The sequence below is a fragment of the Devosia sp. FKR38 genome (assembly GCF_005222805.1).
Lineage (GTDB): Bacteria > Pseudomonadota > Alphaproteobacteria > Rhizobiales > Devosiaceae > Devosia.
Genome location: NZ_STGC01000005.1, coordinates 1123459 through 1147051 on the forward strand (window position 1 = coordinate 1123459; position 23593 = coordinate 1147051).

General features: G+C 64.6%; 21 protein-coding genes. 7 read left to right on the forward strand and 14 right to left on the reverse strand.

From position 1 onward, the window contains the following. Positions 1–63: 63 nt before the first annotated feature. From E8M79_RS10485 to E8M79_RS10495, 3 genes are read right to left on the reverse strand one after another with little or no spacing between them, the layout of a single operon-like run. Positions 64–3132 (reverse strand): efflux RND transporter permease subunit, encoded by a 3069-nt coding sequence (locus tag E8M79_RS10485; RefSeq protein WP_137151850.1) that lies wholly within the window; start codon positions 3130–3132, stop codon positions 64–66. Continuing rightward, positions 3132–4205: an efflux RND transporter periplasmic adaptor subunit gene (locus tag E8M79_RS10490; protein ID WP_137151851.1), complete on the reverse strand. Its 1074-nt coding sequence runs from the start codon at positions 4203–4205 to the stop codon at positions 3132–3134. The genes E8M79_RS10485 and E8M79_RS10490 overlap by 1 nt, the downstream gene beginning before the upstream one ends. A gap of 4 nt (positions 4206–4209) precedes the next feature. After that, on the reverse strand, positions 4210–5328 hold the full coding sequence (locus E8M79_RS10495; protein WP_171015820.1) for an efflux RND transporter periplasmic adaptor subunit: 1119 nt from the start codon (positions 5326–5328) through the stop codon (positions 4210–4212). 115 nt (positions 5329–5443) lie between these two features. Between E8M79_RS10495 and E8M79_RS10500 the strand changes: the two genes are divergently transcribed. Then, positions 5444–6064: a TetR/AcrR family transcriptional regulator gene (locus tag E8M79_RS10500; RefSeq protein WP_282568105.1), complete on the forward strand. Its 621-nt coding sequence runs from the start codon at positions 5444–5446 to the stop codon at positions 6062–6064. Positions 6065–6085: 21 nt separating this feature from the next. Here E8M79_RS10500 and E8M79_RS10505 read toward each other — a convergent pair whose 3' ends face one another. The 7 genes from E8M79_RS10505 to E8M79_RS10535 all read right to left on the reverse strand — a co-directional run bounded on the left by E8M79_RS10505 (position 6086) and on the right by E8M79_RS10535 (position 13494). After that, positions 6086–7594 carry an acetyl-CoA hydrolase/transferase family protein gene (locus E8M79_RS10505; RefSeq protein ID WP_137151854.1) on the reverse strand — a complete coding sequence of 503 codons (1509 nt, stop codon included), beginning with the start codon at positions 7592–7594 and terminating at the stop codon, positions 6086–6088. 98 nt (positions 7595–7692) lie between these two features. Beyond that, positions 7693–8496 carry a DUF1684 domain-containing protein gene (locus E8M79_RS10510; protein ID WP_137151855.1) on the reverse strand — a complete coding sequence of 268 codons (804 nt, stop codon included), beginning with the start codon at positions 8494–8496 and terminating at the stop codon, positions 7693–7695. After that, positions 8496–9251 carry an ATP-binding cassette domain-containing protein gene (locus tag E8M79_RS10515; protein WP_137151856.1) on the reverse strand — a complete coding sequence of 252 codons (756 nt, stop codon included), beginning with the start codon at positions 9249–9251 and terminating at the stop codon, positions 8496–8498. The genes E8M79_RS10510 and E8M79_RS10515 overlap by 1 nt, the downstream gene beginning before the upstream one ends. Continuing rightward, on the reverse strand, positions 9248–10057 hold the full coding sequence (locus tag E8M79_RS10520; RefSeq protein ID WP_137151857.1) for an ABC transporter ATP-binding protein: 810 nt from the start codon (positions 10055–10057) through the stop codon (positions 9248–9250). The genes E8M79_RS10515 and E8M79_RS10520 overlap by 4 nt, the downstream gene beginning before the upstream one ends. Beyond that, positions 10054–10905: an ABC transporter permease gene (locus tag E8M79_RS10525; RefSeq protein ID WP_137151858.1), complete on the reverse strand. Its 852-nt coding sequence runs from the start codon at positions 10903–10905 to the stop codon at positions 10054–10056. The genes E8M79_RS10520 and E8M79_RS10525 overlap by 4 nt, the downstream gene beginning before the upstream one ends. Beyond that, positions 10902–11885: an ABC transporter permease gene (locus E8M79_RS10530; protein WP_282568106.1), complete on the reverse strand. Its 984-nt coding sequence runs from the start codon at positions 11883–11885 to the stop codon at positions 10902–10904. The genes E8M79_RS10525 and E8M79_RS10530 overlap by 4 nt, the downstream gene beginning before the upstream one ends. A 94-nt stretch (positions 11886–11979) precedes the next feature. Then, positions 11980–13494 carry an ABC transporter substrate-binding protein gene (locus tag E8M79_RS10535; RefSeq protein ID WP_137151859.1) on the reverse strand — a complete coding sequence of 505 codons (1515 nt, stop codon included), beginning with the start codon at positions 13492–13494 and terminating at the stop codon, positions 11980–11982. Positions 13495–13882: 388 nt separating this feature from the next. Here E8M79_RS10535 and trxC point away from each other — a divergent pair, with 388 nt between their 5' ends. Then, a complete protein-coding gene (gene trxC, locus E8M79_RS10540) occupies positions 13883–14329 on the forward strand; it encodes a thioredoxin TrxC (protein WP_137151860.1) in 447 nt (148 codons plus the stop codon). A 3-nt stretch (positions 14330–14332) separates the two neighbouring features. Here trxC and E8M79_RS10545 read toward each other — a convergent pair whose 3' ends face one another. From E8M79_RS10545 to E8M79_RS10555, 3 genes are all read right to left on the reverse strand, one after another. Continuing rightward, entirely contained in the window at positions 14333–15118 is a 786-nt protein-coding gene (locus tag E8M79_RS10545) for a TatD family hydrolase (protein ID WP_137151861.1), read from the reverse strand. 117 nt (positions 15119–15235) lie between these two features. After that, on the reverse strand, positions 15236–16582 hold the full coding sequence (locus E8M79_RS10550; protein WP_137151862.1) for an ATP-binding protein: 1347 nt from the start codon (positions 16580–16582) through the stop codon (positions 15236–15238). Continuing rightward, positions 16579–17235, reverse strand: coding sequence for a response regulator transcription factor (locus tag E8M79_RS10555; protein ID WP_137151863.1), 657 nt, complete (start codon positions 17233–17235; stop codon positions 16579–16581). The genes E8M79_RS10550 and E8M79_RS10555 overlap by 4 nt, the downstream gene beginning before the upstream one ends. 131 nt (positions 17236–17366) lie before the next feature. Between E8M79_RS10555 and E8M79_RS10560 the strand changes: the two genes are divergently transcribed. From E8M79_RS10560 to E8M79_RS10580, 5 genes are all read left to right on the forward strand, one after another. Next, complete coding sequence (locus tag E8M79_RS10560) at positions 17367–17840, forward strand: DUF2271 domain-containing protein (protein WP_137151864.1); 474 nt, start codon at positions 17367–17369, stop codon at positions 17838–17840. 14 nt (positions 17841–17854) lie between these two features. Next, positions 17855–20068 (forward strand): PepSY domain-containing protein, encoded by a 2214-nt coding sequence (locus E8M79_RS10565; RefSeq protein ID WP_137151865.1) that lies wholly within the window; start codon positions 17855–17857, stop codon positions 20066–20068. Beyond that, entirely contained in the window at positions 20058–21020 is a 963-nt protein-coding gene (locus tag E8M79_RS10570; protein ID WP_248304967.1) for an FAD:protein FMN transferase, read from the forward strand. Before E8M79_RS10565 ends, E8M79_RS10570 begins: the two co-directional genes overlap by 11 nt. 1 nt (position 21021) lies before the next feature. Then, positions 21022–21543, forward strand: coding sequence for a cytochrome b/b6 domain-containing protein (locus E8M79_RS10575; RefSeq protein WP_137151866.1), 522 nt, complete (start codon positions 21022–21024; stop codon positions 21541–21543). 147 nt (positions 21544–21690) lie between these two features. After that, positions 21691–22131: a pseudoazurin gene (locus E8M79_RS10580; protein WP_248304968.1), complete on the forward strand. Its 441-nt coding sequence runs from the start codon at positions 21691–21693 to the stop codon at positions 22129–22131. Positions 22132–22232: 101 nt separating this feature from the next. Here the strand turns inward: E8M79_RS10580 and hemN are convergent, their stop codons facing one another. Then, a complete protein-coding gene (gene hemN / locus E8M79_RS10585; protein WP_137151867.1) occupies positions 22233–23579 on the reverse strand; it encodes an oxygen-independent coproporphyrinogen III oxidase in 1347 nt (448 codons plus the stop codon). Positions 23580–23593 lie beyond the last annotated feature (14 nt).

A 23593-nucleotide genomic window follows, 5' to 3' on the forward strand; every position in this document is an offset into this window, starting at 1 on the left:
TTTGGGCCGTAGCGGCAAGGCTCGGGCCATTCCCGATTAGGAATGGCCCTTTTCGCGGGCGTTTCAGCCTGCCGCCGCTTCGACTTGCTGCGCGTGCTTTGGCGGCTGGATGCGGAACCAGGCGACATAGAGCGCGGGCAGGAACAGCAGCGTCAGCACTGTGCCCACGATGATCCCGCCCATCATGGCATAGGCCATCGGCCCCCAGAAAACCTCGCGGGAAATCGGGATCAGCGCCAGGCTCGCCGCGGCTGCCGTCAGCACAATCGGCCGCATCCGCTGCTCGGTCGCTTCCACCACAGCCCGCCAGGCCTCCATGCCGGTGGAGCGCAAATGCTCGATCTGCACCACCAGGATAACCGAGTTGCGGATTAGGATACCCACCAGGGCCAGCACCCCCAGCAGCGCCACAAAGCCCAGCGGCGCGCCGCTCAGCAGCATGGCCGCCACCACCCCGATCAGCCCCAGCGGCGCCACGGCAAACACCAGGAAAAGCCGCTGAAAACTCTGCAGTTGCAGCATCAGCAGCGTCGCCATGATGACCAGCATCAGCGGCGCAATTGCAAAGATCGGGTCCTGCGATTCCTGGCTCGACTCCACGGCACCACCGATCTCCAGACTGTAGCCGGTGGGGAGTTTTGCCACGAAGTCGTCGACGGCAGGCGCCAGGTCGGCGGCAATGGTCGCAGCCTGGGTATTGTCAGTGATCGCCGCTTTGAGCGTGATGGTGATCAGGCCCGACCGGCGCTTGATCACCGGCTGTTCCAGCTCGTAGCTGAAGGTCGCGACACTGGCCAGCGGCACGGAGCCGCGCGCCGTGGTGATGCTGGTATTGCGCAGCACTTCTATTGAGTTGCGCTCCTGTGCCGTCGCCCGGCCCACCAAATTGACCAGATAGGTCGCATCGCGCACCTGGGTGATCGTCACGCCACCAACAATGCCGTTCAGGGCATAGTTGATATCAGCCGAGGTCACGCCCAGCTGGGCCGCATTGTCCTGCAGCACATTGACCTTGATCACCCGAGCCGGCTCGTTCCAGTCGAAGGTGATATTGCCCAGGTGCCTGTCCTGCGCCATCACGCCGGCGAACTGGTTGGCCAGATTGCGCACCGTCTCGATATCGGGTCCGCTCAGGCGATACTGCACTGGCCGGCCAACCGGCGGGCCGATATCGAGCAGGCGCACAAAGGTGTCTGTGCCTGGAAAGGTCTCGCTGAGCCAGGCCTGCAGGTCCTTGCGCTGCCGGTCACGGGCCTCCAGGTCCTTGGTTACAATGATGACCTGGCCGAAATAGGGGTTCTGCGGCTCGGGGTCAAAGGTCAGCAGGAAACGGCTCGCTCCCTGTCCGACATAGGAGCTCCAATGCTCCACATCCGCATTGCCGACGAGCTTCTCCTGCTCGAACCTGTCCAGTTGCGCCTTGGTGGCGGCAATGGTGCTGTCCTTGGGCAGGGTGAAATCCACCACCAGTTCCACACGGTCCGAACTGGGGAAGAACTGCTGTTCCACTAGCCGCAAGCCGCCAATCGACACGACCAGCGCTGCCACACAGACGCCAATGGTCAGCCAGCGCTGCCGCATGCAGAAATCGAGCACACTGGTGAAGGCGCGGCTGAAGCGGCCGGGGCCATGGGCCTTGTGCGCAATGGTCTTGGGCAGGATCAGCACGCCCAGCAACGGGGTGAAGATGACCGCCACGACCCACGAGACGATCAGCGAAACCGCGATCACCACGAACAGCGTATAGACGAATTCTCCGGCCGAACTATCGTTGAGCCCCACCGGAATATAGCTGGCAACCGTCACCAGCGTACCTGTGAGCATCGGGAAGGCAGTGGATGTGTAGACATGGGTAGCGGCCTTGCGCAACGTGTCGCCGGCCTCAAGCCGCGAGACCATCATCTCCACCGCAATCATGGCGTCGTCGACCAATAGGCCGAGCGCAATGATCAACGCGCCCAGCGAAATGCGCTGCAGCGAAATGCCCAGATACTCCATGATCACGAAGGTGATCGCCAGCACCAGCGGAATGGCCAGGGCCACCACGAAGCCGGCGCGCATGCCCAGGCTGACAAAGCTCACCGCAAGCACGATGGCAACGGCCTCCAGCAGGCTGCGCAGGAAGTGCGAGACCGCATGGTCCACCACCTCCGGCTGGTTGGAAACCTGGTGCACGCCCACACCGACAGGCAGCTCGGCAACGGCTTGGTCGAGCGTCTCTTCCAGCGCCTCGCCAAACTGCAGCAGGTTCGAGTTGGGGATCATGCCGATGGCCAGACTGATGGCCGGCTGTCCGTTGTAGCGGAACATCGGGCTTTGCGGATCGACATAGCCCCGGGTGACAGTCGCCACATCCGAGAGGCGGAAGAAGATGCTGCCGACGCGCAGATTGAGGTTTTCCAGGCTCTGCTCTGAAGTAAAGGCACCACCAACGCGGATTGCCACGCGCTCATCCCCGGCCTGGATCACACCGGACGGAGACACTGAGTTCTGGGCCTGCAACGCACCGACAATGGACTGAACATCCAGGCCGAAGGCCCGCAGCTTCTGGGTGGAGAACTCAAGGTAGATCACCTCGTCCTGCGTACCCACCAGGTCGACACGCCCGACATTGGGCACCTGCAGCACCTTGTCCCGCACCACCTCGACATAGTCGCGCAGCTGCCGGTCAGTCAGCCCGTCAGCGGTAAAGGCGTAGATATTGCCATAGACATCGCCGAAGCGGTCATTGAAGAACGGCCCGGTCACGCCCTGGGGAAAGCTATAGGCGATATCGCCGATCATGTTGCGCACCTGGGTCCAGGCGGCCGTGACCGCGGCCCCGCGCACAGTGTCCTTGAGGTTGACATAGACCACTGAGGTGCCGGCCGTCGTGGTGCTGCTGGTGTAGTCGAGCTCCGCCAGTTCGACCAGCTTGTTCTCGATGCGGTCGGTCACCTGGTTGAGCGTCTCGTCCACCGTCGCGCCGGGCCATTGCGCCGCGATCACCATTGTCTTGACGGTGAAGCTTGGATCTTCTTCGCGACCAAGGTTGAGGTAGGACATCACCCCGGCGACCGACAGGATGATCATGAAGAACCAGACGAGCGACTTGTGGTCGAGCGCCCATTCGGAAAGGTTGAACGTCTTCATCACTTCTGTCCTTCGTCAATCCTGACGGTCTGGCCGTCTTCAAGGCTGTGCACGCCGGCCACCACCACGACATCGCCTACCGACAGGCCGCTGGTAACCTCCACAGTGGTGGCGTCGCGGTCTGCGATCATCACGCTGTGCAAGGACACGGCGTGGCTGTCGGGATCCACAACCCAGGCCGAGGCGGCGCCGTCGCGGTCCACAATGGCGGTGCGCGGCAGCACCAGCTGGTCTGTTTCTGCTTGCGCAAGGCTCGCCGTGATCGTCGACCCCATGGTGAAGCTCACCGATGCGCCATTGAGAGCAATGCGCACTTGAAAACTGCGCGTATTGGCATTGGCTTGTGGCGCGATCTCCCGAACGGTGCCGATCGCCGCAATCGCTGGATCGAGCTGCTTGACGATGTCAAACCGGTCGCCCACCGCGAGCCGGGCGGCAAAGGCCTCAGGCACGAAGATCACGGCTTCGCGTTCTTCGGGCCGCACGACGGTTGCCACCATCTGACCCACGCCTACTGTCTGGCCGGGCTCGACGCCAACGGCGGTAACAACCGCGTCGGTGTCGGCGCGCAGCGTGGTGTAAGCCAGCTGTTCCTGCGCCTTCTCGAGCTGCGCGCGGGCCTGTGCCACAGCGGCTTCGCCCGAGCGGCTCGCCTGCTGGGCCGTTTCATAAACCGTATCGGAAATGGTGCCGCGTTCGAGCAGATCCCCTTGGCGCTGTTCAACGGCAAGCAGGTTGTTCAGTTGCGCCTCCGCAGCCGCCAGATTGGCCTCGGCCGAGCGGATGGTCAGCTGCTGGCTGGTGGAATCGAGCTGAGCGATCTGCTGGCCTGCCGACACCGTGTCGCCGACATCGACGGAGCGCTCGATGACGCGACCAAAAATCTGAAAACTCAGGTCCGTCTGATAGCGCGGCGCAACTTCGCCGGCAAAGCGCACCACCGGCGCCGACTCCAGCGCAAGGACCTTGGCGAGCACGGGACGGATCGGTTCGGGCTTTTCAGCTGCCGGCTGGCAGCCCGCCAGAGCCAGGCTGGCAAGGATCGCCAGTGCAGCGGGGAAGGGGGCTTTCATGGCTCTATTCCTTGAATGCAACGATCTGCTGCGGATAGACTAGGCTCGCGCCGGCCGTGACGATCCGCTCGCCGGGCTCGACGCCGCCGGTGATTACCAGCGATTGGGCATCGAACCTGTCCAATGTCACCAGGCGCAGCGACACAGCGCTGGTGTCGGGTGCTACCACCCACACAGCGGGTTTTCCGTCCGACGACGTCAAGGCCGATGCCGGCAGAACAATTGCTGAAGTGACCTGATACTGCGCCGTGGTGGCAACCACGGAGCCAAGCGTCATCTCAGAAGGCGGCGATGCCATCTTGAGTTTGACCTTTACGGAGCCGGTGGCCTTGTCAATCGTCGGGGCGATCTCGTTCAGCACGGCGGCAGCGGTAATCTCCGGCCGCTCGAACAGGCGCACGGCAAAGGTCTGAGCCGCAAAGCGCTCGGTCAGCACGCCTTCGTCGACATCGAACACCGCCTCACGGGCACCGTCATTGGCGACGGTGAAAGCATATTGCCCTGGCTGGACAACCTGGCTCGGCTCGACCTTGAGCGCCGTGACTGTTCCATCGGCAAAGGCCCTGAGTTCCGTGTGGCCAAGCGCTTCTTCGGCACCGTCCAGCGCGGCCTGGGCGCTGTCGACAGCGCTGCTGCTGGTCGCCAGGATTTCGACAGCGCGGTCATAGGCGCTGCGGGCAACCAGCCCCTGACTCAGCAGGCTCTTCTGGCGCTCAAGATCAGCTGTTGACTGCTTGAACTGGGATTGCGCGGCCAGCAGCTGTGCTTGCGCGGCGTCGCGATCGGCGGTCTGCTCGGCCGAGCCTACCCGGGCCAGCACCTGGCCGGCGCTGACGTGGTCGCCGACATCGACGAGCCGTTCCGCCACCTGGCCGCCGATCTGGAACGCCAGATCGGCAGAGAACTCCGCCTGGACTTCGCCAGTAAGCGCCGTCTCGGTCGAATAGTCGGCCTTGGACGCCACAATGGTTTCGACCATGATAGCGCCGCGTTTCTCGGCCTCGGGCGGCGCCTGGCACGCCGAAAGTCCAACGGCAGCCGCGAGCACCACAAGGGTTGCGGCCAGACGAGCGGCGCGCCTGGGAGCCTGCGAAGTGGGTTTGACGAGCAAATGTGTGACCAAGCTGGCTCTCCATCGATGTGCCGCCGATCTAATATTGACTAACTGATTAGTCAATGAAAATATGCTGAGCAGAACGCCGCGCTCCGTGGCACCCCAAGAAAAGGGCATACCGAGGATGACGAAAGGTTCCCGCGCTGCGGCAAAGCAGGCGCGACCACGCGAAATTCTGGAAGCAGCGTTTGAGGAGTTTTCCTTGCGCGGCTACGCCGCCACGCGACTGGATGACATTGCCGCCCGTGTCGGCGTCACCAAGGGCACGATCTACGTCTATTTCGACAACAAGGAAACGCTGTTCGAGACAATGGTGGTCGAGCTGTCCACGCCCGAACACGATACCCGGCCCTATCTGGCTGCGCTCGACCAATCGGCCGGCGCCGCGCTGGAGCAACTGCTGCACACCGTCTACACCGAGACGCTTGCAGACCGCTATTCGCGGGAAATCCTGCGCCTGCTGATCGCCGAGAAGAACACCTTCCAAAGCCTGTCGCGGCGCTTCAAGGACAATTTTGCCGGACCGGTGTTTGACGCCCTGCAGCAGATTCTGATGGCCGGCAGCCAATCTGGCGAGTTCGGCCCGCATGCCGCCAGCATAGATCCCTTTTTCATCCTCAGCCCATTCCTGGGTTATTTGGTTCTGGATCTCGTCCTGCCCGAAGACAGCCCTGACGCAGGCGGGTTTCTCGCCAGCCATATCGAGATGGTCAAGCGGCTGGTGGCGTCCGGGGCGGCGCCATAGCCAGCCGCCTGTCCTGGGCTATCAGTCCAGCGGTGACACCGCGGCCAGCATGGTGCCGGTCGCCTGGCGGCGCAGGTGCCAGGCAAAGGCTTCTTCCAGCAGATGTGGCGTGTGCCCGCCCCGGGCCGTGGCGCGATCCAGATAGTCCTCCAATTGCGGGCGATAGCTGGGATGGACGCAATTGGCGATGATCTGCTCGGCCCGCTCGCGCGGCGCCAGCTCGCGCAGATCGGCCAGACCCTGTTCGGTCACGATGATATCGACGTCATGTTCGGTGTGGTCGACATGGGACACCATTGGCACCACGGACGAAATGGCGCCGTCCTTGGCGAGCGACTTGGTCACAAAGATCGACAGATACGCATTGCGGGCGAAATCGCCTGAGCCGCCGATGCCGTTGACCATCTGCGTGCCGTTGACATGGGTGGAGTTCACATTGCCGTAGATATCGACCTCCAGCGCCGTGTTGATGGCGATGATGCCCAGCCGACGGATCACTTCGGGATGATTGCTGATCTCTTGTGGCCGCAGCACCAGCCGGTCCTTATAGGCGGCCAGATTGCCGAACACCCGCTGCGCATAGTCGGCGCTCAGCGTGATCGACGAGCCGGATGCGAACAGCAGCTTGCCCGAGTCGAGTAGGTCGAACGTGCTGTCCTGCAAAACTTCGCTATACATGCGCAGGTGGTGGAACGGTCCATTGCGCAGGCCTGCTAGAACACCATTGGCGATATTGCCAATACCGGCCTGCAGCGGATTGAGGCTGAGATCGAGGCGCCCCATCGAGACTTCGTGCTCGAAGAAGCGGGTGAGATGATCGGCAATGGCCGCCGTGCCGGCCTCGGGCGCGTCCAGCATCGCCGGGCTGTCGGCCTGTTGCGTGATCACGATGGCGACGATCTTGTCGGGGTCAATCGGCACATAGGCGTGGCCGACGCGGCTGTCGCAGGCCACCACCGGAATGGGCTCGCGCGCCGGGCGCCGCGTGGGAATATAGATGTCATGCAGGCCCTCCAGCGCCGCCGGCTGGCCCAGGTTGATCTCGACGATCAGCTTCTTGGCGAGAATGGCAAAGCTGGCCGAATTGCCCACCGAGGTTGTCGGCACGATGCCGCCGTCTTCGGTGATCGCGGCGGCCTCAACGATGGCGATATCCATCGGCCCCAATTGTCCCGAGCGCAGGTGTTCCACGGTCTCGGACAGGTGCTGGTCGATGAACATGACCTCGCCGCGGTTGATGGCGGCCCGCAGCGTGGGATCAGACTGGAACGGCATGCGCCGGGCCAGCACATGGGCCTCGGTCAGCACGCGGTCGACGTCCTTGCCTAGCGAGGCGCCGGTGACCAGCGTGATCTGGAACGGATCAGTCTGCGCCCGCTTGGCCATGGCCAAGGGCACCGCCTTGGCGTCACCGGCCCGCGTGAACCCGCTCATGCCGACCACCATGCCGTCCTTGACCAGGCTCGCGGCTTGCTCGGCCGAGACAATACGATCGAGCAGGGATGACATTCGAATACGCGTGGCTGGCACTTTACTCTCCGCATCTAGTAGGCACGCCACCTATGCGGTCAGTGTCCACCCGGCGCGTTGATCCAGGTCAACACCCTGATGGACATCTGCTTTTGCCATCAGTGGAAGAAGGGCGGCGGCAGGCGTTTTTCGCCGGCTTCAATGCGGATCGGCAGCACATTCTGCGGCGGCGGCAGCGGGCATACGGCATGGTCAGTAAAGGCGCAGGGCGGATTGATGGCCTTGTTGAAGTCGAGCACGATCGTGCTCTGGCCGACCTCTTCGCCATAGAGAAAACGCGACGCCGGATAGGTGTCATCGCGCGAGGTCAGGTCGCGCAGCACGAATTGCGGCGATTCCGCCGTGCCATGGGTGGGCAGCAACTCGTAGCGTGTACCGTTGTGGGTGAAGACCGCCTTGTGCGTCACCTGCACATCGGTGGGAATGGACTTGGTGGTGTCCACGGTCAGGCCCTGCGGCGCATCCAGCGCAATCCATTCGGCGGTAATGTGCCACGCGGGATCGAGCGGGAAGGCGTCGATATCGGCCAGTGTCGCGGGCACCGGCGAGGCCGTGTCCCGCACGCGCAGGGCGTTCTCGCCATTGAGCGTCGTCACTTCGAGCAGCAGTGACCCAGACTCGAACCGCGGCGGCTTGGCCTTGTCGAGCTTGAGCTGGATCGGCGCGCCACCGTTGGCGGGCGTATAGAGCACGCCCTTGTCATCCTGCGTCAGCGAACCGACATGGGCCGGGCCGGCCGAGAGCACGATGTCATTGTCTGCAGCACTGCCAACCGTAACCGTGCCGTCTTCCAGCCAGAACCGCCCGATGATGTTGAGCCAGCCATCGGCCGCTTTGAGATTGGCCAGGCGCTTGGCCTTCCACTGGGCAAATTGCTCGGAATAGCTGCTGGGCACGGTCATCACGATAGTCCTTCTGGCATGCGGGGGACGCTGGCGAGCAGCGCCTGCGTATAGGGGTGTTTGGGCCGCGCGAGCACATCGCGCGTCCGACCGGATTCGACGATGCGCCCGCGTTCGAGCACGACAATGTCGCGGCACGCCGCGGCCACGACGCCCAGGTCGTGCGAGACGAACACCAGCGTCATGTCCTTGGACAGTGCCTGGAGCAGGGCAACGATGCGGACCCGCGTCGTGAGATCGAGCGCGCTCACCGCCTCATCGGCCAGCAGCACCTGTGGGCGGGCCACAATGGCGCGGGCGATGGCGATGCGCTGGCGCTGGCCGCCAGAGAACTGGTGCGGATAGCGGCGCAGGCTGGTGGCATCAAGGCCCACGGCGTCCAGCGCCCCGGCGACGAGGGCCACATGATCGCCGGCAATCCGCAGCGACCGCAGCGGCTCGGCAATGATGTCGAATACTGACTGGCGCGGATCGAGCGAGGAATAGGGATCCTGAAAGACGGCCTGCACCTGGCGGCGATAGCCGCGCATGAAGCTGCTGTCACGCGTATCGATGGCGGCGCCATTGAGCGCTATCGTGCCGGCATCGGGCCGCGTCAGACCCAGCAACAGGCGCAACAGTGTGGTTTTGCCTGAGCCGGATTCGCCAACGATGCCAAGGCTGGCGCCGGCCTCGACCGCAAAGGACACCTGCTGCAGCACCGGCTTGCCGCGCCCATAGCTGAAGTCCACGCCATTGACGTCGAGCAGGCTCATGCCACGCCCTCCAGTGCGCGGTCAAAGCTGCGCGCGGCAGCCACCAGCGAGCGGGTATAGTCATGCCTGGGGGCGGAAAACACCTCGGCGACAGGGCCGGTCTCGACCACCACGCCATGCTGCATCACCACCACGCGGTCGACCACGCGCGCCACCACTGGCAGGTCATGGCTGATGAACAATAGGGCCATGCCATTGTCGGCAACCAGCTTGGCCAGCAGGCGCAGGATCTCGGCCTGGGTAGTCACGTCTAGTGCGGTTGTCGGTTCGTCAGCGATGAGCAATTGCGGGCGGCAGGCCAGTGCCATGGCGATAGCGACCCGCTGGCGCTGGCCACCGGAGAGTTCATGCGGATAGCGCCGAGATCGGGTCGCCGGGTCGGGCAGGGCCACCTGCGTCAGCAGCGTCTGCACCTTGGCGTCCAGCTCGGCTCGGCTGGGCCCCCGACCATCGCGCCGCAGGCGGCGGCGCAGCGGTTCGGCAATCTGGCGGCCAACCGGCAGCAGCGGATCAAGTGCCGTCAGCGGCTCCTGAAACACAGTGGCGGTCACGGTGCCGCGCAAAGGCATCAGCGTGCGATCCTGCGCGCCAATCACCTGCTGGCCGGCCAACTGCACGGAGCCGCTGGCGGTCAGTCCCGGAGCGAGGAGGCCAATGGCGGCGAGGGCCGTCAGCGACTTGCCCGAACCCGATTCCCCGATCAACCCGACGCGTTCGCCGGGCGCGATCGACAGGGACACATTGTCCAGCAAAGTCCTGTTGCCGGCCTGGACCGAGAGGTTGCCGATGTCGACCAGGTTGCTCATCGCCGCGCACTCCGTGTCGGGTCGGCAAAGTCTCTAAGGCCATCGGCGAGCAGATTGATGCCGACCACCAGGATCACCAGCGCCAGGCCCGGGGCAAACGCCCCGATGGGCGCGGTATAGACCGTGCCCTGCGCCTCCTGCAGCAGATGCCCCCAGGAGGCATTGGGCGGCGGCGCGCCCAGGCCCAGATAGGACAAGGAGGCCTCGGCAATGGCCGCAAGACCGAACTGCAGGGCGAAATTGACCGCCAGGGTGGGCCAGATATTGGGCAGCACATGGGTGACGACAATGCCGGGCCAGGAGGTGCCCGACGTCCGGGCGGCGGTGATATAGTCGAGCAGCAGCACGCGCTTGGCCAGGATGCGGGTCAGCCGCGCCACAATGGCCGATAAGGCGAGGCCGATGGCGAGGATGGCGGTGAAGAGGCTGGCTTCATCGCTCGCTGCCACCACCAGCATGGCGATCAGCAAGGTGGGGAAGGCAATCAGGATATCGAGCGTCGCCGCCAGGGCATCGTCCAGCCAGCGGCTGGCAAAGGCCGCCAGTATGCCCAGCGAAACGCCAATGGCGCCACCAATGGCCACCGCACCGGCGCCCACCACAAGAGCGATCTGCGAGCCCAGCATGATCTGGGTGAAGAAATCGCGGCCCAGCCGATCTGTGCCCGCCCAATGCGCCCAACTGGGCGCTTCAAGCCGCCCGCCGGTCATGCCCAGCGGATCATAGGGCGTCCACACCACGGTCAGCAGCGCGATGAAAACATGCAGGCCCACCAGCACCACGCCGACCCACAAGGTCAGCGATGGTCTGGACCGGCCAGTGTCTTCAGTGAGCTCGATGGCACTCATGCTGCACCCCGAGCGCGCTCACGCAGGCGCGGATCGACCAGGCGCTGTAGCAGGTCTGCGGCAAAGCCGATCAGCAGCACCAGCAGCGTCGAGACGATCAGCACGCCCTGCAGATTGGGGTAGTCGCGCTGCTGGATGGCCAGCAGCAGCATCGAGCCCAGGCCGGGCAGGGTGAAGACGCGTTCGACCACCACGGCCCCCAGGAAAGTGCTGGCCAGCTCGATCCCCAGCACCGAGATGATCGGCACTGAACCGTTGCGAATGCCATGTTTTACAAGGGCTTCGGTAAAGCCCGAACCCAGGGCACGGGCGGTGCGAATATAGTCGCTGTCAATGACGTCGAGCGTCGCGGCGCGGACATAACGCAACAGCGACGCGGCGATAACCAGGGCGACGGTGAGCACTGGCAACACCATGCCCACGGCGGCTTCGCCCGGATTGTCCCAGCCGCGCAACGGGAAGCCGCCCGAGGGCAGCAGGCGCAGATTGATGGCAAAGACGGTGACCAGCAGGATCCCTAGCCAGAACACGGGGATGGCAATTCCCAACTGGGAGACGACCGAGATCAGCCAGCCATACCAGGTCTGGGACTTGACCGCAGCGACCACGCCCAGCGGGATGGCGATGACCAGCGCCAGCAAAAAGCCCAGCAGGGTCAATGGGATGGTGACGGCCATCCGATTGCCGATCTCGCCCAAAACGGAGGCCCGGCTGACAAAGGATGTGCCAAGGTCAAAGCGCACGAGGGTGTCGAGATAGTGCAAGAATTGGCTCGCCAGCGGCTGGTCGGAACCGAGCTGGGCCCGGGCCGCGGCGATCTGTTCGGGGGTCGCGCCGACACCCAACAGGGCATTGGCCGGATCGCCGGGCAGCAGGCGCAGCAGGACAAACAGCACCATCGCCGCAATCAGCAGCGACAGCAGCAGGATAACGAGCCGGCGCAGGGTGTAAGCGAGAATGGGAAGACCCTCGTTTGGCAACGTCGCACTGGCTTACAGCACGACGCAATTGGGGTCACCCGCCATTCGAATGCGAGTGACCCATTCTAGCAAAGCGTCAACATAAGGCTGACGTTTAATTTGCCTTTTCGATGTCGTAGGCGAAGAACTGCGCGTTCAGCCCATTGACCGGGTAGCCGGTGACATTGGCGGCCGACACCACGATCTGCGGATAGAGGTAGAGCCAGTTGCTGGCGGCATCCTCGGCGATGATCGTATTGGCTTCCTTGAGCTTGGCCGTCTGGTCATCGACCGTAGCGGCGGCTTCGGAGTCGGCGATCAGCTTGACGACGTCAGGGTTGTTGTAGCCCCAGTAGAAATCCGGATTGCCGTAGAACACGATGTCGCGGTGATTGACGTGTTCCTGCAGCGTCGCCTGGAAATCATGCGCCTGGTAGATCTTGGTGTACCACTCGTTGGCGGTGATGACGTTGATGTTCACCTTGACGCCGATCTTGGAATATTCGCTCTGCAGGAACTGCGCGACGATCGGATGCGGATCGTAGTCGGGAGTATCGAGGGTGAACTCGAAGCCGTCGGGATAGCCGGCCTCGGCCAGCAGGGCCTTGGCGCTTTCGACGTCATAGGCATCAACGCCGGTGAGGTCGACATACCACGGATCGGTCGGCGGCACGAAGGAGCCGATCAGCGTGCCGTAGTCACCCCAGATGGAGTTGAGCAGCTTGGCCTTGTCAACGGCGCGGGCCAGGGCCTTGCGCACCTTGACGTTGTCGAAGGGAGCCACGCGGTCGTTATAGGCCAGCAGTTCCTTGGTGGTGGAGGCGCCTTCGGTGACCGTGAAGGCCGGGTTGCCGGCGAACTGCGCCAGCGAATCCGGGCTCTGCACTGAGGTGATGATATCGACCGCATTGGTCAGCAGCGCATTGTTGAGCGCGGTCGCGTCGGTGAAATACTGGAACAGCACTTCGCCATTGGTCGGGGCATCGCCCCAATAGCCATCAAAGCGGCTGAGCGACAGGGCTGAACCGCGGCGCCATTCGGCCAGCTTATAGGGGCCGGTGCCGTCTTCGGTGCCGGTGATGTCGGTGGCCGCGTCGTTGACGATCCACACATAGCTCAGATTGTAGGGCAGCGAGATCGAGCGGCTCGAGAGCGTGATCACCACGGTCTTGTCATCAGGGGTCTCGATGCCGGTGATGGTCGAGAGGCTCTTCTTGCGCGAGCTTTTGGAGGTTTCCGCCGTGACGCGCTCGATGGAGTACTTGACGTCGGCGGCGGTCAGCGGCTCGCCGGAGTGGAAGGTGACGCCATCGCGCAGGGTGAAGGTATAGGTCAGGCCATCGTCGCTGACTTTGTAGTCGGCAGCCAGTACGGGCTCGACCGAACCGGTGTCGGTGAGCTGGAACAGCGCCTCATAGACATTGCCGTTGAAGGCCTCGTTGATGCCCTGGCCTGCGCCGGCCGTGTTGTCTAGGTTCTGCGGCTCATAGAGCGAGCCAATACGAATGGTGGCGTCCTTGTCATAGCTCTGGGCCATGGCAGCGCCGGCGGAAACGCTGGCCAGCAGGGCTGCGGTCAGCAGCGCGCGACCAAGGCGGACGGCGACCGAACGGGACGGGAAGGTGGACATCGGAATGCTCCTGTTTGCATCTGGCGCGCCAGCCCTCGGGGCCGAGCCATTCGCCTTGCTCCATCAATAGACCATCCGCGCAAACGCGCTTAGTCGACTTGGTAGACAATTCTTGCGCCGGGCGTCACCGCCCGGAAACAGTCTTCGCTTGCCGGCACCTTGCACGAAAAGGCGATCCAAACATCTGAAATATAGCGTTTTTTCAGTAAAAATTCTTTACTAACGCGCTGGCGCTCCGCCGAGTTCCGGCCGCGCCACCAAGCCAGTGTCTGCCAAAAGGACGCATGGACAGTGCTTGCAAGCCGGGCCGAGCAGCCCCACCTTAGCATCAGCTGGCGCAGCGACCATATCATGGCTGCCTGGGCCTGGGGAGACAAGGGTATCTGACATGAGCGAGCATAGTCACGTGGTCTGCACGGCCTGCGGGGCCATCAATCGGCTGGCCTCGGGCCATGATGCCAGCGCCGGCAAATGCGGCAAATGCGGTGTGGCGCTGTTTAGCGGCCAGCCCACCGACGTCACGGCAGCCCAGTTCGACCGTCAGGTCGGCAAGTCCGACATTCCGGTGCTGGTCGATGTCTGGGCCCCGTGGTGCGGACCATGCCGGGTGATGGGGCCGCAATTCGCTGCGGCCGCCGAACAGGCCGAGCCCGCCATGCGTTTCATCAAGCTCAATTCCGACGCGGCCCCGGACCTCTCGACCCGGCTGGGCATTCGCAGCATTCCCACCATGCTGCTGTTTGAAGGTGGACGCGAAGTGGCCCGTGTCTCGGGCGCCATGTCGTCCAGCGACATTCTGCGCTGGGCCGAGAACGCGCGCCGCGGCCAGGCATAGTCCTCAGGCAGCGGTAGCCGGAACCTTACGGAACAGCCGGTGGAAATTGGCCGAACTGGTAGCGCCCAGCTCGGCCAGCGACACCTTGCGCAGATCCGCCAGAAGCGCGGCCACCTCGAGCAGACGAATGGGCTCGTTGCGCTGATCCTGATCAGGGGCAGGGGCCAGCGACGGGGAGTCGGTTTCGAGCAGGATACGATCTGCCGGCGCCGAGGCGGCAATCTCGCGCATGACCTGGTTGTCCGGGTAGGTCAGCAAACCGCCAAAGCCCAAATAGCCGCCCAGGCTCAGGGCGGTTTCCGCCAGACCCGGTCCACCGGAGAACGCATGCACCACAAAGGGGAAGGCGCCCTTGCTGGTGCCCTCGCGCAGCATCTGCGCCATGGCCTCATCCTGGCGCACCGAGTGAATGACCAGGGGCAGCTGCGTCGCCCGCGCCGCGTCGATATGCGCACGGAACACGGCGAGCTGCGCCTCCCAGGATGCATTACCAAAGAAGGTGTCGAGCCCGGCTTCCCCAATGCCCACCACCTTGGGATGGTTGGTATGGGCGATGATCTCATCGGCGGTGACGTCGTGCTCCTCGTCAGCATGGTGCGGCAGCGTGCCGACGGTGCAATAGACGTCGGCATGGGCCTCGGCGACGGCCAGCACCCGGGCAAAATCGCGCACCCGGATGCCGATGGACAAGAATCGGTCGATGCCGGCGGCCTGCGCACGGGCAATGACGGCCGCGCGGTCATGAGATAACTCGTCAAAGTCGAGATGCAAATGGCTGTCGATGAACATCATTAAACCCGTTGGGCAAATACACCGGGCCGCCTGCGCCGCCCACGGCGTTGACACCTAGCATGCCCGCCCGATCATGGCAGGTGCGGCAGGCTCATGGCTCGCCTGCAGGCGGAGCTAGTTGCCGGAGGACGGCGAAGCGCTCCAGTCCAGACAAACCTCAAAGCCATCGGTTTGGCCCGCAATGGGCGACGCCAGCTGCATGCGCCCGCCCGACTGCTGCACGATGGCTTCGACGATGGCGAGGCCCAGCCCCGTGCCACTGGCCCGGCTGTTGCCACGGGCAAAGCGCGTCCCCAAATGGGCCAGCACCTCGGGCGACACTGCGGGGCCCTGGTTGCGCACCACGATCCGCGGGCCGGCTTCGGCGCTGACCTCGATCAGCCCATCGCTCTGGCCATGGATCAGGCCGTTCTGCACCAGGTTGCGCAGGGCAATGGCAAAGGCATCGGGATTGATGCGCGCCGTGAGCGCGACCCCTGGCGCGACGCTGAGCTGCACGCGCCCGGCGGTCGCCTGGGCATGCTCAAAATCACGCACCACCAGATCGAGAATCGGGCGCAGCGCCACGGGCTGTTCGGATCGGGCAAAGCCCGCTTCGAGCCGCGCCAGCTGCAGCAGTTTTTCCGACAGGACGGAGAGATGCCGCAAAGCGCGCTCGACCTCCTGCACGCGCGGCTTGGCCGGATGCTCGCCCAGATCGAGCGCCAGCCGCTGCGTCTGCGCCAGCGCGCCGGCAATCGGCGTGCGCAGCTCATGCGCGCTATTGGCGGCAAAGCTGCGTTCGGCGTCCATGGCCGCCTTGAGCCGGTCGAGCAGGGCCGTGACTTCGCCAGCAATGGGCGCCAGCTCGGCCGGCTGGCCGGCTGCATCGAGCGGCGCCAGATTGCCGCTGTCACGCAGGGCAATGTCGCGCGAAAAGCTCGTGATTGGCTGCATGCCCAGCCGAACCACGGCCCAGATGCCCACACCCAGCAGCGGGATCAGCGCAACCAGAGGCCAGAATAGCGTGCCAGCGGCGTCAACCAGGGCATCCTGTCGATGGTCCGACATTTCAAGCACCACAATGCTTAGACCACTACGCTTGTCGCTGATCGAAAAGGCGCGGCGCCCGTCCACTTCCATATAGCCGGTGGCAGTGGGGAGGGTGGTGACATTGTCCGGCGCATCCTCGGCCCGCAGCAGAATATTGCCCGCGCCGTCATGCACGAAATAGGTGAAGGCGTTGTCGTCCGCCTCGCCCATGCCCTGCACGGGTCCGTGCCGCTCGCCGGGCTCCCGCAGATCATGCAGGGCCAGCGGCAGCAGGCGATAGGCGCTCTGGCTCAGGCTCTCGTCAAAGGCTTCCTGCAATTCATGCTGCAGCACGGCCGTCGAGACCGCGGCAGCACCCAGCCAGAACACGCCGGTGACCAGGGTCAGCAGCAGCGCCAGGCGCAGCGCAATAGACCAGGGGCGCCTCATGCCTGCACCTGATAGCCCAGGCCGCGCAGCGTGGTGACGAAGTCCTTGCCCAACTTCTTGCGCAATCGGCTGACATAGACTTCCACGGCATTGCTCTCAATCTCAGCCCCGAAGGCATAAAGCGAATCCTCGATCTCGGGCTTGGTGACAATGGCGCCGCGCCGGCTGATCAGCCGCTCCAGCACCGCCCATTCCCGCGCCGTCAGCGTGACGGGCTTGCCATCGACCACAACCTGCCGGGTGGCAGTGTTGACACTGACGCCGCCGATGCTGACCACGGGGGCCGGGCTGCCGCCATAGCGCCGGGCCACGGCGGCGAGGCGCGCACTCATTTCGCTGAGGTCATAGGGCTTGACCAGATAGTCGTCGGCGCCGGCATTGAGGCCCTCGATACGCACGGCGATCTGGTCCTGCGCGGTGCTGATGATCACCGGCACATCATTGCCCTTGGCCCTGAGGCGCCGCAACAGATCAAGGCCCCGCCCGTCGGGCAGGTTGAGGTCGAGCAAGACCAGTTGATAGCCGACGCTGTCGAGCGCGGCGCCGGCATCATCGAGCCGCTGCATCCAGTCCACGCCATGGCCTTCGGCGGCGATGTGGTCGCGAATGGCCGCGCCCAGCACGTGGTCGTCTTCGATCAGCAGAATACGCACGGATGGCTCTCCCCCGAACAAACACTAATAGCCCAAGCTGACGCCAGGCTGAAGCACACAGCGCAAACGCTTCAGGCTGGCGTCAGCCTGCCGTGGGAGAACCAGTCAACTCAACGCAGGGGATCAATGCCATGCTCAAGAAAATCACCGCCGTGCTGCTGCTGGCGACCGCCTTCTCGGCCCCAGGCCTCGCCTATGCCAAGGACGCGACCCTCGCCATTCAGATGACTGGCTACCAGGGCCCGCCGGCCTATCTGGCCGTTTATCTCACCAAGCCGGATGGCAGCTATGATTCCACGCTCTGGGTCGCCGGTGGAAAGAGCAAATACTACCGCCATCTGCGCGGCTGGATCCGCGGTGTGTCCAACAGCAATGAACGCCTCGACAGCATCACCGGCGCCAGCGTCGGCAGCGGCCGCAGCATGGAAGTGGGCATCAGCATCGCCGACGCCCTGATCGATGCCGGCTATTCCATCCATGTCGACACGGCCGTCGAGCACGGCGCCGAGAATGTCGATGACGTGGTGCTGCCCCTGACCCAGGCCATTTCGGGCACGGTTGTGGCCGGCAATGGCTACATCTCGGCCATGGCCGTCACGTTCTGATTGCGAGGCCTATTATGTTGCGTCGTCTTCATTCGCTGCCCGGTCTGATTGCCGGCCTGATCGTTGCCTTCATGGCGGTGAGTGGCGTGGTCTTGTCACTGCAGCCAGTGCTCGACCATGCAACGTCAGCGCAGGCTGGTAGCATGAGTGTTGCGGCGCTGGCCCAGACGGTGTCGGACGCGCTGCCGGGCGTCACTCGCATTGCCCATGCCGCTTCCGGCGCCATCACAGCCTATTATGACGCCGGGGCAGGCGAGGTGGCTGCCAGCATCGATCCGGCCACCGGCAAGGTGTTGGGGGCCGCAACGCCGTCTCCCGTCTTTGCCTTCTTCACCGAGCTGCACCGCTCGCTGTTCCTGGACATGAACGGCCGCCTGGCCTCGGGCCTGGGTGCGCTAGCCATCGTCGTGCTGGCCGCCAGCGGCCTGTTTCTGCTGGCCAATCGGCTGGGCGGGTGGCGCAAGCTGTTCACAACCGCCAAGGGCACGCTGTCGCAGCGCCTGCATGTCGAACTGGCGCGGCTGGCCGTCGTTGGCCTATTGGTCAGCGGCTTCACGGGCCTTGTGATGTCGCTCAATAGTTTCGGCCTGCTGCCGGGTACCGATGCGCCGCTGGTCGCCTTTCCGACCAGTGTCGATGGCGGCACGCCGGCGCCGGTCGCTGCGCTGACGGCCCTGCAGGGCCTGAGCCTGACGGAGCTGCGCGAGATCAACTTTCCCTATGCCGGTGATGCCAGCGATGTCTTTACCGTCATCACCGCCAGCGGCCAGGGCTATATCGATCAGGCCACGGGCGCCTGGCTGAGCTTTGTCCCCAATGGGCTGGGGCAGACCATCTACGAGACCATCTATATGCTGCACACCGGCCAGGGCCTGTGGTGGTTCGGCGCGCTGCTGGGCCTTGCCTCGCTGAGCGTGCCCGTTCTGGCAGCAACCGGCACACTGATCTGGTGGCTGCGTCGGCGCAACCAGCCGCGCTTGGTCGGCACGGTTGCCGCCCGCCAAGCCGACACCGTTATCCTCGTGGGCAGCGAGGGCAATTCCACCTGGGGCTTCGCCGCCACGCTGCAGGCGGCGCTGACGGCGGCCGGACACAAGGTTCATGCTGCGCCCATGAATGGCCTCGCCACCAGCTATCCCGCCGCGCGGCAGATCCTGGTGCTGACGGCCACCTATGGCGACGGCACCGCCCCGGCATCGGCCAAGGCCTTCCTGTCGCGACTGGCGCAGTTCGCTCCGCTGCCGGGCCAGCGTTTTGCCGTGCTCGGCTTCGGCGACCGCAGCTTTGCCCATTTCTGCCGCTTTGCCGAGGACACCGACCAGGCGCTGCGTCTCAAGGGGCTCGAGCCGCTGCTGGCCTATGACAGCATCGACCGCCAGTCGGCGCAGAGCTTTGCGCAGTGGGGCAATGGTCTGGGCGCTGCACTGGGCCACGAGCTGGCGCTGGCCCATGTGCCGGTGCTGCCCGCAACGCGCGAACTGACGCTGCTGGAGCGGACGGACTTCGGCACCGAGGTGCAGGCCCCGACGGCCGTGCTGCGCTTCGCCCTGCCGACCGACAAGGCCTCGCTGCTCGATCGCTTGCTCGGCAGGGGCCAGGCGCTGCGCTTCGAGCCGGGCGATCTGGTCGGCATCGTGCCGCCCGGCGACAGCGTGCCGCGCTATTATTCCCTGGCCTCGTCATCGCGTGACGATGTGCTCGAGATCTGCGTGCGCAAGGTGGCCGGCGGCGTCTGCTCGGAGTTCCTGCACGGGCTGGAGCCCGGCCAGGCGGTCAGCGCCTTCATCAAGCGCAATCCCGATTTCCGGCCGCAGTCCGGCAAGGCGCCGGTGATCCTGATCGGCGCGGGAGCCGGCATCGGGCCGCTGGCCGGCTTCGTCCAGGCCAATCGCCGTCACCAGCCCTATTACCTCTATTTCGGTGGCCGCGACCCGGCGTCGGACTTTCTCTATGCGCCGCTGCTGCGCGCGGCCCTCGTCGATCACCGGCTGGCCGGGCTGGCCACGGCCTTCTCCCGCGTCGTCGGCGGCCGCTATGTGCAGGACCGGGTACGGGAGGACGCCGAAGGCATCCGCAAGCTGGTGGCCAATGGCGCCCAGATCATGGTCTGCGGCGGCCAGCAGATGGCTCAGGGCGTGCGCGAAAGCATTGAGTTCTGCCTGGCCCCGCTCGGCGAATCCGTCAGCAGTCTGCGCGCCAAGGGACGCTATCTCGAAGATGTCTACTGAGTTCGAGCGTTTCGCCCTCAATGGGCCCACCATGGGCACGCGCTGGTCAGCGGTATTTCATGCCACAGAGGCCCCTGATGCCAGCTTGACCACGGCGCTGCAGGCCGCGGTCGACGCGGTCGACAGCTCCATGTCCACCTGGAAGCCTGACAGCGAACTCATGCAGCTCAATCAAACGCCGCCGGGCGCCTGGATGTCGGCCTCGCCACAGCTCTGTGCCATCTTGGCGCTGAGCCTGCAGATCGGCCAGGCGTCGCAAGGCGCTTTCGATATCGGCGTGGGCGCCGCGGTCAATGCCTGGGGCTTTGGCCCGGCCCGACCGGCACCCGATAGCCGGGTCATCGCTGCGCTGACCGGACCGCAGACCGCGCTGGCCACGCTCGAGGTCGACGTCGCGGGCGGGCGTCTGCGGCGTCTCCAAGATGTGCAGCTTGACCTCTGCGGCATTGCCAAGGGCCATGGCGTCGACTGCCTGGCCGACGTGCTGCTGGCAGAGGGTATTGAGAACTTTGTGGTCAGCATCGATGGCGAGGTGCGCGCGCGTGGCACACGCCCCGACGGCAGCGGTTGGGTGGTGGGGCTGGAACGCCCCGAACGCGATAAGCGCATCCTCGCCCGCACGATTGCCGTCAGCGATCTGGCCATGGCCACGTCCGGCGACTACCGCCATTTCCGCAGCCATGGCTATGCCGTGGTGTCCCACACCATCGATCCGCGCAGCGGCGCGCCGCTGCAGGGAAGTGTCTGCGCGGTCACCGTGACGGCAGAGCACTGCGCTATTGCCGACGCCTGGGCCACCGCCCTGATGGTGCTCGGCGAAACGGCAGGGCCGGCCATGGCCGATCAGCTTGGCCTTGATGCCCTCTTTACCCTGCGCCGTCCGGACGGCTTCCACGACATCGGGGTTGGCGCCTTTGCCGCCCTGTCCAACCCATCAATCGGAGGAAACTGACATGAGCCCAACCAAGACCGGCGGCTATGCGCCGCTGCAGATCGGCCTGCACTGGCTGATTGCCGCCCTTGTGCTGTTCCAGCTCGTTTTTGGCGAGAGCATGGTGGAGGCCACCGAAGCGGCCGAGGAAGGCGAGGCCATTAGTGGTGCCGACGGCGTGCTGGCGACGGCACACTATTGGGTTGGCATAGCTATCCTTGTGCTGGTGGCCATGCGCCTGCTCGCCCGCCTGCGCTATGGCGCGCCGGCACCGCTGGACGAAAACCCGCTCGTCGTCATGGCCGGCAAGGCGGTGCATGCGCTGTTCTATCTGCTGCTGGTGCTGGTGCCGGTCTCGGGCCTGGTTGCCGTGCACCTCAACCCGGAAGCTGGCGAGATCCATCAATTGGCCAAGCCCGCCTTCATCATCCTGATCGTGCTGCATGCCGGCGCTGCGTTCTATCATCACTTCGTGCTGCGCGACCGCACACTGGCCCGCATGCTGGTGCCGGCCAAGGCCGAACTGCCGCCCGCCGCCCGCTGAAACGCAGTCCGCGCTGGCCGTTCTGTCGCCCGGCGCGGCTGCACTGCGACACTTTGGCGGAGTTGACCTACATCAACTCTGCCACCGCCAAATCTGGCACTCTGCGGCCAAGCAACGGGAGAACCCGTTCTGCCACGGAGATGACAAGTGTTTGCATACAAAGCCGCTGCCTTTGCAGCTTTCGCCCTTTTTGCCACGCCCGGTTTTGCCGCCAATTTTGAAGTGCATATGCTCAACAAGGGCGCCGACGGCCAAGCCATGGTCTTCGAACCGGCACTGACCAAGATCGCGGTTGGCGACACCGTCACCTTCATCCCCACCGACAAGGGACACAACGCCGAGAGCATCAAGGAAATCCTGCCCGCCGGCGCCGAGACCTTCAAGGGCGCCATTGGCAAGGAAATCGCGGTGACCTTCACGGTCCCGGGTGCCTATGGCGTCAAATGCCTGCCGCACTTCGGCATGGGCATGGTGGCCCTGGTCGTGGTGGGCGACGAACCCGTCGATGCCGAGGCCATCAAGGCCGTCAAGATGGCGCCCAAGACCCATGAGCGCATGGAAGCCATCCTGTCTCAGCTCGCCCCATAAGCCGACCGGTCCCTGCGGGGCCGGAAGCGACGCCCGGAACAGGAAAACGGCCCCTTTCGGGGCCGTTTTTGTTGCCAAGCACATCAGCCTGGGGCCGGCCGCTAGACGGCCTTGGAATAGCGGGCCGTGTCGTCTGCCAAATAGGCATCAAAGCGCGCGGCCAGCGTGCGCACAAAGGGACGGCCGGCCATGGTCACCTGCAATAGGCCGGGGCGCATGGTGACAAAGCCACGCTGGTCCTCCATGGCCAGGGCCACCGCCTCGCAGATCACCGGCTCGGCAGCCGCCCCAAAGCGCTGGCGCAATGCCGCGAAGTCGACCTCGAAATCGCACATCAGGCGTTCGATGACAAAGCCGCGCAGCCGGTCGTCATCGCTCAGGGCAATGCCGCGCGCCACTGTGCCTTCGCCCGAGATAGCCCGGCGCTGATAATCGCCCGTGGCCACAACATTCTGCACATAGCCCTGCGGCAGCCGCCCGATGGCCGAGGCGCCCAGGCCAATCAGCGCATCATGGGCATCAACGGTATAGCCCTGGAAATTGCGCTGCAGTGACCCATCCACAGAGGCCTTGGCCATGCCGTCATGCGGCAGGGCGAAATGGTCAAAGCCGATGGCGATATAGCCGGCGGCGCGCAGCACGTCGGCAGCCGCAGCGGCCTGGGCAAAGCGCGCCTGGCTGTCGGGCAGGGCGTCTTCCGCGATCATGGTCTGGTGCTTCTTGATCCAGGGGACATGGGCATAGCCGAACAGCGCCACGCGGTCCGGCCGCAGCGAGACGACCTGGCGCGCTGTGGCGGCAGCGCCATCGATGGTCTGGTGCGGCAGGCCATAGAGCATGTCGATATTGACCGAGCCGACGCCGCGGCTGCGCATGGCGTCCACCACCACCTTGGTCTGGTCAAAGCTCTGCAGCCGGTTGATGGCCACCTGCACCTTGGGGTCGAAATCCTGCACGCCAATGCTGGCGCGGGTCAGGCCCGCGGCGGCCCAGGCGTCGAACTTGGCATCTTCCATGTCGCTGGGATCGAGTTCGACGCTGAACTCGGCTGTCGGCTGCACGTTGAAGGTGCTGCGGATCAAGGCCGTTACCGCTGCAACATCCTCAGCGGCCAGAAGGGATGGCGAACCGCCGCCCCAGTGGATCGCTGTCACCGGGCGGGCGCCAACAATGGCGCCGATGCGGGCAATCTCGGCCTTGAGCGCCACCAGATATTGCGTAACCGGCACGTAGCGGTTGACCTGCTTGGTGTGGCAACCGCAGAACCAGCACAGCCGGTCACAAAACGGCAGGTGCAGGTACAGCGAGACGCGGGCGTCCGCCGGCAGCTCGGCCAGCCAGGCCTCATATTGCCGCTGATCGATCCCGGTGTGGAAATGCGGTGCCGTAGGATAGCTGGTGTAGCGCGGAACAGGCTTGGTCAGGTCGGCGGCAAGGGCATTGGACATTGGCGTTCTCCAGT

What these genes read in the sequence shown, in the direction of transcription:
- E8M79_RS10485 (WP_137151850.1), bottom strand. Translation starts at nt 3,132, where the DNA reads ATGAAGACGTTCAACCTTTCCGAATGGGCGCTCGACCACAAGTCGCTC.
- E8M79_RS10490 (WP_137151851.1), bottom strand. Translation starts at nt 4,205, where the DNA reads ATGAAAGCCCCCTTCCCCGCTGCACTGGCGATCCTTGCCAGCCTGGCT.
- E8M79_RS10500 (WP_282568105.1), top strand. Translation starts at nt 5,444, where the DNA reads ATGACGAAAGGTTCCCGCGCTGCGGCAAAGCAGGCGCGACCACGCGAA.
- E8M79_RS10510 (WP_137151855.1), bottom strand. Translation starts at nt 8,496, where the DNA reads ATGACCGTGCCCAGCAGCTATTCCGAGCAATTTGCCCAGTGGAAGGCC.
- E8M79_RS10515 (WP_137151856.1), bottom strand. Translation starts at nt 9,251, where the DNA reads ATGAGCCTGCTCGACGTCAATGGCGTGGACTTCAGCTATGGGCGCGGC.
- E8M79_RS10520 (WP_137151857.1), bottom strand. Translation starts at nt 10,057, where the DNA reads ATGAGCAACCTGGTCGACATCGGCAACCTCTCGGTCCAGGCCGGCAAC.
- E8M79_RS10525 (WP_137151858.1), bottom strand. Translation starts at nt 10,905, where the DNA reads ATGAGTGCCATCGAGCTCACTGAAGACACTGGCCGGTCCAGACCATCG.
- E8M79_RS10535 (WP_137151859.1), bottom strand. Translation starts at nt 13,494, where the DNA reads ATGTCCACCTTCCCGTCCCGTTCGGTCGCCGTCCGCCTTGGTCGCGCG.
- trxC (WP_137151860.1), top strand. Translation starts at nt 13,883, where the DNA reads ATGAGCGAGCATAGTCACGTGGTCTGCACGGCCTGCGGGGCCATCAAT.
- E8M79_RS10545 (WP_137151861.1), bottom strand. Translation starts at nt 15,118, where the DNA reads ATGTTCATCGACAGCCATTTGCATCTCGACTTTGACGAGTTATCTCAT.
- E8M79_RS10550 (WP_137151862.1), bottom strand. Translation starts at nt 16,582, where the DNA reads ATGAGGCGCCCCTGGTCTATTGCGCTGCGCCTGGCGCTGCTGCTGACC.
- E8M79_RS10560 (WP_137151864.1), top strand. Translation starts at nt 17,367, where the DNA reads ATGCTCAAGAAAATCACCGCCGTGCTGCTGCTGGCGACCGCCTTCTCG.
- E8M79_RS10565 (WP_137151865.1), top strand. Translation starts at nt 17,855, where the DNA reads ATGTTGCGTCGTCTTCATTCGCTGCCCGGTCTGATTGCCGGCCTGATC.
- E8M79_RS10570 (WP_248304967.1), top strand. Translation starts at nt 20,058, where the DNA reads ATGTCTACTGAGTTCGAGCGTTTCGCCCTCAATGGGCCCACCATGGGC.
- E8M79_RS10575 (WP_137151866.1), top strand. Translation starts at nt 21,022, where the DNA reads ATGAGCCCAACCAAGACCGGCGGCTATGCGCCGCTGCAGATCGGCCTG.
- hemN (WP_137151867.1), bottom strand. Translation starts at nt 23,579, where the DNA reads ATGTCCAATGCCCTTGCCGCCGACCTGACCAAGCCTGTTCCGCGCTAC.